11 protein-coding genes are annotated in these 11,531 nt (G+C 36.8%); 8 read left to right on the top strand and 3 right to left on the bottom strand.

The genetic code is table 11. The features are described from left to right. On the bottom strand, positions 1 to 1,887 hold the full coding sequence (locus tag M902_RS02145) for a lipoprotein (RefSeq protein WP_021265882.1): 1,887 nt from the start codon (positions 1,885 to 1,887) through the stop codon (positions 1 to 3). Positions 1,888 to 2,199: 312 nt separating this feature from the next. Here M902_RS02145 and M902_RS02140 point away from each other — a divergent pair, with 312 nt between their 5' ends. From M902_RS02140 to M902_RS02130, 3 genes are read left to right on the top strand one after another with little or no spacing between them, the layout of a single operon-like run. Next, positions 2,200 to 2,982, top strand: a complete 783-nt coding sequence (locus M902_RS02140; RefSeq protein ID WP_021266072.1) for a motility protein A — start codon at positions 2,200 to 2,202, stop codon at positions 2,980 to 2,982. Between the two features lie 2 nt (positions 2,983 to 2,984). Continuing rightward, positions 2,985 to 3,722 carry a flagellar motor protein MotB gene (locus M902_RS02135; protein WP_021265955.1) on the top strand — a complete coding sequence of 246 codons (738 nt, stop codon included), beginning with the start codon at positions 2,985 to 2,987 and terminating at the stop codon, positions 3,720 to 3,722. Further along, positions 3,709 to 4,260: a hypothetical protein gene (locus M902_RS02130; protein WP_021266114.1), complete on the top strand. Its 552-nt coding sequence runs from the start codon at positions 3,709 to 3,711 to the stop codon at positions 4,258 to 4,260. The genes M902_RS02135 and M902_RS02130 overlap by 14 nt, the downstream gene beginning before the upstream one ends. Here M902_RS02130 and M902_RS02125 read toward each other — a convergent pair. Beyond that, on the bottom strand, positions 4,257 to 4,955 hold the full coding sequence (locus M902_RS02125; RefSeq protein ID WP_021265991.1) for a hypothetical protein: 699 nt from the start codon (positions 4,953 to 4,955) through the stop codon (positions 4,257 to 4,259). The two genes, M902_RS02130 and M902_RS02125, sit on opposite strands and share 4 nt — an antisense overlap. Before the next feature lie 119 nt (positions 4,956 to 5,074). Continuing rightward, a complete protein-coding gene (locus tag M902_RS16410; protein WP_021266092.1) occupies positions 5,075 to 5,248 on the bottom strand; it encodes a hypothetical protein in 174 nt (57 codons plus the stop codon). A gap of 249 nt (positions 5,249 to 5,497) precedes the next feature. On the opposite strand from M902_RS16410, the gene M902_RS02120 reads away from it, so the two are divergent. From M902_RS02120 to miaA, 5 genes are all read left to right on the top strand, one after another. Further along, positions 5,498 to 6,631 carry an acyl-CoA dehydrogenase family protein gene (locus M902_RS02120; protein ID WP_021265922.1) on the top strand — a complete coding sequence of 378 codons (1,134 nt, stop codon included), beginning with the start codon at positions 5,498 to 5,500 and terminating at the stop codon, positions 6,629 to 6,631. Next, entirely contained in the window at positions 6,631 to 7,857 is a 1,227-nt protein-coding gene (locus tag M902_RS02115) for a hypothetical protein (protein ID WP_021266402.1), read from the top strand. Before M902_RS02120 ends, M902_RS02115 begins: the two co-directional genes overlap by 1 nt. A 110-nt stretch (positions 7,858 to 7,967) precedes the next feature. Next, positions 7,968 to 8,873: a GGDEF domain-containing protein gene (locus M902_RS02110; RefSeq protein ID WP_021265878.1), complete on the top strand. Its 906-nt coding sequence runs from the start codon at positions 7,968 to 7,970 to the stop codon at positions 8,871 to 8,873. 8 nt (positions 8,874 to 8,881) lie between these two features. Then, complete coding sequence (mutL, locus tag M902_RS02105; RefSeq protein WP_021265876.1) at positions 8,882 to 10,573, top strand: DNA mismatch repair endonuclease MutL; 1,692 nt, start codon at positions 8,882 to 8,884, stop codon at positions 10,571 to 10,573. Continuing rightward, complete coding sequence (gene miaA, locus M902_RS02100) at positions 10,570 to 11,529, top strand: tRNA (adenosine(37)-N6)-dimethylallyltransferase MiaA (RefSeq protein WP_021266004.1); 960 nt, start codon at positions 10,570 to 10,572, stop codon at positions 11,527 to 11,529. Before mutL ends, miaA begins: the two co-directional genes overlap by 4 nt. The last annotated feature ends 2 nt before the right edge of the window (positions 11,530 to 11,531 follow it).

Genomic DNA, 11,531 nt, shown 5'->3' with positions numbered 1-11,531 from the left:
CTACTCAACCACCAGTGTTTGAATACTATTATTAAATTCAGAATATTTGTCTTCTTGATACAAGTAAGTAAGAGCACCAAAGTAATATGTCCCAGCAGGAATAAAAGGAATTGTAATACCAAGTGCATTCTCTTCCGCTTCAAATCTTAAGTAATCATTGTCACCATTAACAGCATCACTGAAACTAAAAGTTCCAGCAGTTGTCTTCATAAAGACAACATATCGGTCGTACACACCTTCTTCTGGTGGTGTCCAAGAAATAGCCGCCGAATTATTCGAACTGTCAAAGTACAGTGAACTAATCCCAGTAAAGTCTTCATATGTAGGAGTCATTACTTGTGGAACAATACAACTAACAACTTCTGAGTCACGATTAGGCGTAACAACATCTCCAACGTAAACGTAAGGCAGTAAAGCGAAGCAGTATTCTTCTGTCGAATTAATATCGATCCCTCTAATTGAAACTTCTGTTCCATTAGTAAAATCAAGAGTTGATGGATTTAATGATGTTGTATTATTTCCATCCGGAAAGTTAATAAATGTATCAATATAAGGCTCTCCAGAGCTTCTTCCCTTAACCTCAATTAACATCCCATCGATTACACCACTTGCAAGATCGACAGGTTCATAACTTAAGTAGATTTCGTTAAGTGCCCAGTGGTAACGTGGATTATTAATTTCTGTAATCCCTGAAAAACTGACAAGTGGAGGGCTTGTGCGATATACGCTAGGAGAATTATAAATAATAGACTTTCCTGGCGAACATAAAGAATCTAAGCACATAATAAGATATACTTCATAAGAAGTATAAGGCTCAAGCTCAACAAGTTTAGATTTACTATCTTCATATGTAACTTGCTTACAATAGTAAGCAGGATCTGTCGTTTCCTCGCCATTGCAAATATCATCGCGACTATTCTTATATGTTGACCACGCCTCACCTGTACCATTTTGTTTGTAATAAATTCGATAGTGATCAATAGCACCAATACCTGTGGCCCAACTTAAATCAAGAGAAGTTTTACCAGTACTATTACTTGGTGTTGTAACTTCAAAAGAATCTAGATCAACTTGAATATCACCTACACTATCACTTAGTGTCGTTGCACTTAAGTAACTATTATTCTTCTCATAAAAGTAACTTGGATCTGAGCTATATTTACTAAAACCATGGTGAATACCTCTTACTCTTACGTAGTAAGTTGTTCCAGGTAGAAGACCGTTAACTTGTTGAGAAATCTTTTTTCCATCAACATAATTTACAATACGAGTTGGTGCTGAAAATGAAGTATCATCAAAAGCAACTGGAGTTGCTGTATCAGAGTTAATTAACACAACTTCATATTTTGAAACATCTGAGTCTTCAGGAATATAACCACCAGTACGTTCTGCGGCCGGCCATTCAATTAACAATGAGTTCTTAGAAGCTCCTCCTGATACATTTTTAATACTACCAATTCCTGTAAAATTTGCGGTCTGGTTTGAATATGTCGTCACAGATTTAAAGGCATCATTTACTGACTGCTGTCCCTTATCATCCTTGGCCTGAACATTGAAAATATATTGTTCATTAATATTTAAACCAGTTACCGTATAACGAAGAAAGCCACGATAATCAGGTACTAGAGTTCGACCCGGTACTGTAATTGGCGCGATAGCACCATCGTAGTTGATAATATACGTAACTTTTAATGGGTCTAAATTAGATGGTGGGAAGTAGATCTCAACCTTATCGTGAGCTATCGGAAAAGCATCTTGAATTCCCGTGTAATTAATAACAGTCTCTCCATCATTAATTCCCTTAGTTTGTTCAGAATTTGCATCCTCAACCTTTCCAACGCAGCCAAAAAGTAAAAAACAACCAAAAATTAGTAAAACTTTATTCATATAAACACCAAGTATTGTAAAACTGTTAAAAAGATAACACACAGCAATATGACATTTATCATAAAACAAAATGACAACTAATATAAGTTGCTAAAATTAAAGGAAAATTATTCCGAACAGTGTTTATTAGTAAAATCTTTAACTTTTCAGTCTTGGGTACCGATGCCAACCATAGTTGCCTCTACATAGACGAGTAAAATACTCGAAGAACTTTAATTCACGACAGGAAAAAAGTGACTGTATTCTTAGAGAGTTAACCTAAGTAGTTAAAAATAGTAAGATTTTGTTATGAATATTTACAAAGGTGAATAAATGAATATTTTTTCTTTAATTGGACTAATAATATCGGCCGGTGTCCTCTTTGCAGGGCTAAGAATGTCATCAAGTAATCTCGGTCTGTTTGTCGATGGCCCTTCTCTATTTATTGTAATTGGTGGAACTTTCGCTGCTACATCAGTAGCTTTCCAATTAAATAAAATTGGTGCACTTTTTAAGATTTTCCTTAAACAATTCCTTGGTGGAAAAATGGTTAATTCGGCCGAAGTGATAAAAGAGATCATGCAAATCTGTGAAGCTTACCGTTCAGGTGAAGCAGCAGAGAATCTACCAGGTAAAGCAAATGATGAGTTCCTCAAGGAAGGACTTGAGTTAATTGCAGATGGATTCCTGCAAAAAGAGAAGATTATCGAAATTCTCGAGCAACGCGCTGTTAATATGCATGCAATTCGTAGTGAAGATACAAGAAAGATTAAAACCCTTGGTAAATTTCCTCCGGCATTTGGAATGATGGGAACAACAATTGGAATGATCGTACTTCTTGCCAACCTCGGTGGAGCTGACGCTATGAAGATGATTGGGCCGGCCATGGGTGTATGTCTTATTACGACACTTTATGGAGTTATCATTGCCAACTTAGGATTTATTCCAATTGCTGAAAACTTAGAAGATATCCAAATTCAAATGGAGACAAAAGATAATATCATTATCGAAGGAATTAAGCATATTCTAGACAAGTCTAACCCAGTTCTTGTGGCAGAAGAGCTAAACTCATTCCTTTTACCGTCTGAAAGACTAGACTGGAAATCGGCGAGTTAATAATGGCAGTTAAGAAAAAAGTAGTAAAACAAGATAGTGGAGGCAGTGATGGCGATTGGATGACATCCTATGCAGATATGATGACCCTAATTGCATGCTTCTTCATTCTAATGATGGCCTTTGCTAATTATGACCCAGTGGGATTCAATAAGAAAGCTAAGGACCTCTCAACATCATTTCAAAAGGACAAATATAAAAGCTCAGAAACAGAATTATCAGAGCTAACAGAAGAGATATCAAAGCACCCTGAACTTGAAAAAAATAGTAAAATATCACTCATTGATAATGAGCTAATTATTTCATTTTCAAGTAGTATCCTCTTCCCTGAAGGAAGTACTAAGTTAAGTAAGAGTAGTATCCAATCACTTGATACTATGATTGATATTATCAGAACAAAGAATCCTAACTATCGAATTATGATTGAAGGACATACTGATTCAGATGAAAGAAGTATTGCTCCAGGGATCGAAGGTCCATGGCAATTAGGAGCAGTTAGAGCTGCAAAAGTTCTTTCTCGCTTTGAGTACTTTGGTTTTCCTCCGGCTACACTTGCGGCCACTACAAAGGGCGACTCTGAGCCTCTTATCACAAAAGAAGAGCTAGAAAAGTTAAAAGAAAAAAACAAAGAGAAAATTTTCTTTAACCCGAATAGAAGAGTTATTATCAAAGTTGTAGAACCTAAAGATCCAAAATCTAAAATTAAATTTGGATTCGGAATATATTTTAATGACAAGAAATAAGCTTAGAGACTTTATTAAATTTATCGTTGTATTTGTCGTATTCTTAGGAATAACAATTCCAACTTACCTCTTTATAGTTCCTTCAGTGGCACAAGAAAGAATTAATAAGATAGATTACGACAAGTGCATCCAACAAGATAAACAGACAGAGTATCAGTCATGCCTTAGACGCGATATCATTCAAATTATCTCTGTTGCAAGACCAATTGATGTTACAACGATTGAAGAGTTTATATATTCTTTGTATGAGCGTGACTTAAAAAACAGCTCATCTAATGAAGAGCAAAGTATTGCGGCTCTACTCTATCTTGAGAATATGGCGATTTACTTTAATAATATGCGAGAAATTTCAATTGCAAGAAATAATATTACATTTCTCGATGTCTTCTTTATTGGAAAGACACGAGAAGATCTCTCTAAGCGATATAAAAAATTTATGAGTTTACTTCATGAAATTGACTTCAGAGCACTCCCGACCGATATCGCCTATCGAAAGGATATGGCAATGAAACTTCTTTCAAAATTTGAAAGTAATTAGAGTTCCATATTATTTGAGCGCCACTCATCTGATTCAATAGTAGTTTTTTGGTTAGTAAGTACTCTTGCATTCACAGGCTTACTTCCTTTAAATTGAACAACATGACGTGTAGCACTTGCTGGCTCACGCGTCTTTGTACTATCAACTTCGGCCATCATCTTACGCCCCATGCGAGTGATCGTTTCAGTACTTGCTCTGTTGTGCGCATCTAGACGTTTCTGATATTCATTTTCGATTTGTGCAAGCTTAGTCTTGTACTGTAGCTCAGACATCTTTAGGTTCTTAAGCTTATCAATTTCCAAATTGGCCTTAGCAAGCTCAACTTTACTTTTTGCAATAATGGCATTCAATGAATCCACGTGAGCAACTTTACTTTTATAAGTTTCTTTTGAAATTTCTTGGATTTTCTTGTCTGCCATATATTTCATCGAATTCATTTGAAGAGCTGTAATCTCTTTAGTTAAAGAAGCATTCGCCTCTTTTAACTTAGCTACTTCAGATGACTTCTTATATTGTCCAAAACCCATAAGAACAGCACAGAGTGCAAGTGCTATATTTGTCAGGTTACCAGAAGGAGTAAAAGAAGAGCTCCCCTTTTTGCCCTTCCTTACTTTTCGAGCGACACGAACTTTCTTTGCTTTTCCGTTGCTGATTACATTTTTATGAGATGGTCTAAATTCTTGTAGCGTTTTCATATTCAAATTATAAAAGTTATCGGGATAGACACGAAGAACTTCGTTAGTTAGGAAGTAAAATTAAACACTTAAGTCAGAATCCACTAAGAATTCAGCGACAAAATTCTATGGCATGACTCCTAAAATCCAGCGAAGCTTGCTGCAAATTGCTTGGCCAATGGGTAAAGAATTAAGTGCATGATAGTGATCACGGCCATTGAGGCAATCAAGAGCATGTAAGGAAACGAGTTAGTTAACTCAACCTCTTCTACATTGGCCTTATCAGAATGGGCCAAATTGATATCGTGTCTCATTGTATTCTCCTTGCTAGCGCCTAGGAAGGGAGTTTCACCCTTTGTACTATTGTATCGCACAAACTCATTAAATAAAACATAGTTAATGGTTATATCTTCTAACATACTGGAATTACGTTTAAAAATTCAAGCTTCTAGCATTCAATTTCATAAAATTTAACCATTTATGATTTATTTGGTACTGTAGGTGGATTTTATAATGAATCGAATGACTTAAAGAACTTACTGAAGAACTCAAAGGATATAGATATGAATGAGATGCAAAAAGAGATCGTTGAAGGACTAAAGCGTTTTCGACTTGAAAAAATCGAGCCACATATGGAGCACGATGACTTTGAAGGAAAATTTCGCATGGAAATCTTCAATGAACTTGGAGAGCTTGGCTTCACTGGTATGACTGTTTCAGAAGAGTATGGTGGACTCAACCTTCCAGTTCAAGACTATAGTTATGCTCTAGAAGAAATTGCAAAGTCTTCTGTTGCTTATGCTGTGACAATCTCTGTTTCATCAATGGTTCAATCTATCCTAGATATATTTGGAAACGAAGAACAAAAACAAAAGTACCTTCCAGAACTAACAAGTGGTCAAGCAATTGGTGCTTTCGCACTTTCTGAGTCGGGAGCAGGCTCAGATGCAGCAGGACTTAAAACAACTGCAAAGAAAGTGGAAGGTGGATATATTCTAAATGGTTCAAAACTTTGGATCACTTCAGGTGGAATTGCGAAAACTTATATCGTAATGGCAAGAACAGGCGGAGAAGGAGCAAAGGGTGTTTCTGCATTTATCGTTGAAGATGGAATGGAAGGATTCTCATACGGTAAAAAAGAAAGAAAGATGGGGTGGAATATCTCACCTACTCGCGAACTTCTTTTTGAAAACTGTTTTGTTCCTGAAGCAAACCTTCTACAAAAAGAAGGCGAAGGATTTAAAGTTGCAATGAGTGGGCTTGACAAAGGACGCATTGCAATTGGTTCAATCTCAGTAGGTTGTGCAACTCGTGCTCTTGATGAAGCAATTAAGTACTCGCTAGAGAGACAACAATTTAAACAACCAATCTTTGACTTCCAAGGACTTCAATTCATGATGGCGGATATGGCCTGTGATGTAGAAGCGGCAAGACTACTTGTTCAAGCTGCTGCTAAATCAATTGATGACGGAGCTTCTAATCAGAAACTTGCTTCAATGGCAAAGATGCGTGCAAGTGATACAGCAATGAAAGTAACAACGGATGCAGTTCAGATTCTTGGAGGTGTTGGTTACACAAAAGAATATCCTGTAGAAAGATTTATGAGGGATGCAAAAGTTCTTCAAATCGTTGAAGGTACTAATCAGATTCAAAAAGTTGTCATTTCTCGCCTACTTAAAAAGGAATACGGAGCCTAATGAAAATTTCAATTAACTCCTATATTCAAGAACAAGACAAGACAGATCAAGTCTCGGCGCAGATTGAAAAGTTTCAAACAAATCCACGCTTTGAATTTGTGACAAAATTAGGCGAAGAATATTATCCACAACAATGTGTTGATATATTTAATAAATACAGTGACCGTCACGACTTTATCCAAGTCGGTATTGGCGGAAGTGCACTTGGGCCAGAGATGCTTGTAAGCGCACTTAAAAAAGATATAAAACGTCGCTTTTTCTTCTTTAATAATATTGATCCAGATGACACAAACCAATTATTAGAAAGTATTGATTTAAAAAATTCACTAATCTATGTGGTATCAAAGTCTGGTGGCACGGCCGAAACTCTTGCTTCATTTGCCATCCTTGCAAATGAACTAATAAAGCTCGGTATTAAAGAAGATGAATTCAAAAACTACTTTGTCTTTGCAAGTGACCCAGATACGTCACAACTTAGAGAGCTTGGAGATGAACTTGGTATTACAACACTAGATATTCCTACAAATGTTGGTGGCCGTTTTAGTGTTCTAACTCCAGTTGGCCTTCTTCCTGCCATTTTTGCAGGAATTGATATTCACGCTCTTTGCAAGAGCGGCTTTGAGTATGGCCACTCACTAAAAAAGTCACAAGAGTTTAAAGAAGTAACTAGTTCTTTCTTAAATCATCAAGAACAAGGCTACGATCAAACAGTGATCATGCCCTACTCAAGCAAAATGAAAAATTTTGCATATTGGTTCGTCCAATTATGGGCCGAAAGTCTTGGAAAGAAAAATGAAAATGGCTCACGAATTGGGCTAACTCCAATTCCTTCATATGGTGCTACTGATCAGCATTCACAAATGCAGCTATTCATGGAAGGCCCTCTTAATAAAGTGATGCTTCTAATTCGTATTAAAGAATTTGAACACGATTTTAAATTAAGTAATTCATTCAATCATCCGAAATTACAAAAACTCGGAAAGTATACATTGAAGAACTTAATGGACTCGGAGTTCTATGGAACTAGGAAAGCTTTAGAAGAACAAAAGGTTCCACATATTACTTTTGAAATAGAAAAACTAAATGAACCAAGTTTGGCCAAGTTGATTGTATTCTTCGAGTACTTGACAGCTATCACAGGTTATTGCCTAAATATTGATCCGTTTAACCAACCTGGAGTTGAGGCCGGAAAAATATATAGCTTTGAATGGCTTGATAACCTATGAGAAATACTTGATTTAGACAGATAGAAATGTTTTCCAATCTTGATTAAAATCGGGGCGCTAGTTAAAATCTACAAGGAAACAATCTATTATAAAGTACTGAAAGGACGAATATGAGTGATGACGCTACTCTAGTATTAACTGACATCAAAGCTGCCCTAGCATCAGCGAATAAAGAAGCCGAAGATAAGCCTGCGGCCCTTCTTGTTGTTGGTGGTGATTTAAACGGTACTCTTTTCGATTTAAAGGAAGAAGAGATTACGGTTGGTCGAAGTGCAAAGTGTGATATTCCACTTGAATTTAATGGAATCTCAAGAGAGCACTTTAAACTAGTTTCATCAACAGATGGATATCAAGTAGTTGATCTAGGCTCTAGAAATGGAACCTTCCTAAACAATAGTAAAGTTGAAGCCCCTACTGAATTACAAAAAGGTGACATCATTAAGATGGGTGCAATGGCACTTAAATACCTTCCTAAAGGTGATCCAGAAAGACTTACATATGATAAACTTCAACTAGAAGCTAATACAGATGGGCTTACTGCTTGCTACAACAAGTCTTTCTTTAACAAGAAACTTGATATTGAAGTAAAGAAGTCGAAAGTAACAGGTACACCACTTTCTTTAATTGTTTTCGACCTAGACCACTTTAAGAAACTTAATGATAATTATGGACACGATGCTGGAGACTACGTTTTAAAAGAACTAGCTGAAGTCATTCGATCAAATGGAATTAGAGAAACTGATATCTTTGCTCGCTACGGTGGAGAAGAGTTTGTTGTCCTACTTCCAAAAACTAATATTAAACAATCATACGAAATCGCTGAGCGCCTAAGAAAGGCCGTTGAGACTCACGATTTCATTTACGACGATAATAAGTTACCGGTAACTGCATCGATTGGTGTTTCAGACTACAGACAGGGAGTTAGTAGTGGAACAGACCTATTTAAAAGGGCCGACTCTGCAGTATACAAATCCAAGGAAGGTGGAAGAAACCAGGTTAATTTCTATCGCGACTAGTTCGTACAATGGAAATATCAGAAAATACACAAAATAGAATTAACCTTCTTCCCGAACACTTAATTGATCAAATCAAGGCCGGTGAGGTTGTTGAACGCCCGGCCAATGTTCTTAAAGAATTACTAGAAAATTCAATTGATGCAAACTCAACTAAAGTTCGAGTTACTATTATCAATGCAGGACTTGACCTCATTGCAATTGAAGATAATGGCGATGGAATGTTCTTTGACGAACTCCCCTATGCCTTCTGCCGTCACGCAACTTCTAAAATAAATAATTTTGAAGATATTTATCGCCTCAATACTTTTGGCTTTCGTGGCGAGGCCCTTGCCTCAATTTCTTCAGTTGCACGTATATCTTGTCACTCTGCCCCTCGCTCTAATCCGGAGGAAGGTGCAAAGTATGTCATTCACGGTGCGCGAACAGTTGAGCATTCAAAGTACTCAACACATAAGAGTGGGACTTCGACTTATGTCAAAGACCTCTTCTTTAATACACCTGTTCGCTTAAAATTTGTGAAATCTGGTCAAAGTGAGAAGAATGCACTTAAACGTGTTATCAATTCTTTCTTAATTAACTATCCACAAGTTGAGTTTTCTATCACTTGGGATGATCAAGACCCTGATATTTATCGAGCTCAAGAGCATACTGTTAATCGTGTTGGAGAAATTTTTAAAAAGAAGTCTCGTAAGAATAGGCCTGAAATACTTCAGTCCTATGGTGAGTATCTTGGATCAAGTTGCCAGTTTTATATTTCAAAAGATGCCTCTAAAGGTTATAGCGGTAAACAGCAGTTTCTCTTTGTAAACAACCGCCTCTTTACAGATAAGAAGATTCATCAAATCATAATTCGAAATATGGAAAAGTTTTGGCCTCAAGGCCTTACTGGTGATTACATCATGCAATTTAAAGTTCCAGAAAATGAAATTGATGTAAACGTTCACCCTAATAAAACCATTATTAAATTTTTAAAAAGTAATGAGATATTCTCTCTAACAAGTGCAACAGCAAAGAAGCTTATTTCAGAAAATCAAGACCTTATTACAGAGAATCACTCTCTTGAGATAAATGAGGAAGAGGCGAATTTTAATTCCCTTTCAAGTGCCCTCTTTAACCAAGGTGCAGATAATATCATTGCCGATAATTTTAGTGGAGGGTTAAATCTTCAAAGATTTCAAAATGAATTAAACCAATCTACTGACTTTCATGGGCAGAGTTCTCTGTTTGGAGAAAACGCTAGTGGCCAACAAAGTGAGCTAACTATTTCGGCGCTGGGTGAGAATATCTTTCTCTTTAATCACGTTGAAAGAGGGCCGCACTTTGTGGATGCCCAAGTCTTCCTAGATGAAGCTTGTGAACATATTGATATCGATAATATGACTCCTTTGTTAATTTCTGAGCCAATCTCAAAAGATATCTCAGATCTGGAAAATCTTGCACAATACATGGCAATGGGGATTGAAATTGAGCGCCTTGATGGACACACATGTGTCTTAAGATCAGTATCCCATGTTCTTGAAGACCTTCCCTACGCAAAGATTGCTACTAATATAATTAATGATTGTGAGCTTCTTAAAGATTTAGAGCTTCAAGTAAATGAAGTTAGAAAACTCCTTTCATTTATTTCATTCTACGAGCTAGTTGAGAAGAAGATTGCAAAGAAGATCTCGCCAAAGAAATTGAGAAAATTATTAAAATGACAAAGAAATTGATTCTTATATTAGGGCCTACGGCTTCTGGAAAAACTGGTATTAGCATTGAGCTTGCTAAGCAAATAGGTATCGAAAGATGCCACGTTATCAATTTCGATAGTGTCCTCTTTTATAATGAATTAAATATTGGAAGTGCCAAGCCTGATGAAGAAGAAATGAATGGCGTGCCCCATCATCTTGTTAGTATCTCCCCCATTACAAATGAACTTAATGCTTCAGATTTTGTGGAGCTAGCAAAGAATAAAATCAATGAGCTACATGCAAGAGGAATTATTCCTATTCTTGTTGGAGGAAGTGCCTTCTACCTTAGAAGTTTAATTCGTGGCATGTACGAGTCCGAATCAACAGATGAGGCCATTCAGCAAGAGGCCCGCTCCCTATACGAAAAAGAGGGTATGGCCCCAATTGTGAACTACCTTAAGATACATGATCCTGAATCACTTGAGAACCTTCATGAGAACGATCACTATCGTCGTACTCGTGCCTATGAGTATCATCGTATGACGGGGAAGAGAATCTCTGAGCAGAAGAAGCAAGCCGATGATCAGGGTGCGTATGACTTTTCAACAAATATTCACGGTTGGGAAACTCTAAATATCTGCCTTGATTTACCAAAAGAAGAACATTGGGAAATTATTTTAAAACGCACAAAGCAGATGCTCTCTCAAGGTTTATTAGATGAAGTCAAAGAGATTATGAAGAGCAGTAAGCATCATGCTGAACTTAAGGCCTTAAAGACCATTGGCTACAAAGAAAGCATCCAATTCTTAAATGGTGAGATTACATCTGAAGAGGAATTAATCGAGAAGATTTATTTTGCAACTCGCCGACTTGCCAAGTCCCAAAAAACCTTCCTAAAGAAAGTGACTCCCCTATCTCGCTTTCACCCGTTGAGTCAGCGAAATGACATCTATAACCTTGTCGAAGACTTCATTCTTGAATAAAG

This window comes from Bacteriovorax sp. BAL6_X, from assembly GCF_000443995.1.
GTDB lineage: Bacteria > Bdellovibrionota > Bacteriovoracia > Bacteriovoracales > Bacteriovoracaceae > Halobacteriovorax_A.
Note: the sequence above shows the minus strand (reverse complement) of the source record. Positions and strands in the feature narration are given on the sequence as shown.

Excerpts from the sequence above, each read along its gene's own strand:
- M902_RS02145 (WP_021265882.1), bottom strand. The coding sequence starts at position 1,887 with ATGAATAAAGTTTTACTAATTTTTGGTTGTTTTTTACTTTTTGGCTGC.
- mutL (WP_021265876.1), top strand. The coding sequence starts at position 8,882 with ATGGAAATATCAGAAAATACACAAAATAGAATTAACCTTCTTCCCGAA.
- miaA (WP_021266004.1), top strand. The coding sequence starts at position 10,570 with ATGACAAAGAAATTGATTCTTATATTAGGGCCTACGGCTTCTGGAAAA.
- M902_RS16410 (WP_021266092.1), bottom strand. The coding sequence starts at position 5,248 with ATGAGACACGATATCAATTTGGCCCATTCTGATAAGGCCAATGTAGAA.
- M902_RS02125 (WP_021265991.1), bottom strand. The coding sequence starts at position 4,955 with ATGAAAACGCTACAAGAATTTAGACCATCTCATAAAAATGTAATCAGC.
- M902_RS02115 (WP_021266402.1), top strand. The coding sequence starts at position 6,631 with ATGAAAATTTCAATTAACTCCTATATTCAAGAACAAGACAAGACAGAT.
- M902_RS02135 (WP_021265955.1), top strand. The coding sequence starts at position 2,985 with ATGGCAGTTAAGAAAAAAGTAGTAAAACAAGATAGTGGAGGCAGTGAT.
- M902_RS02120 (WP_021265922.1), top strand. The coding sequence starts at position 5,498 with ATGAATGAGATGCAAAAAGAGATCGTTGAAGGACTAAAGCGTTTTCGA.
- M902_RS02110 (WP_021265878.1), top strand. The coding sequence starts at position 7,968 with ATGAGTGATGACGCTACTCTAGTATTAACTGACATCAAAGCTGCCCTA.
- M902_RS02130 (WP_021266114.1), top strand. The coding sequence starts at position 3,709 with ATGACAAGAAATAAGCTTAGAGACTTTATTAAATTTATCGTTGTATTT.
- M902_RS02140 (WP_021266072.1), top strand. The coding sequence starts at position 2,200 with ATGAATATTTTTTCTTTAATTGGACTAATAATATCGGCCGGTGTCCTC.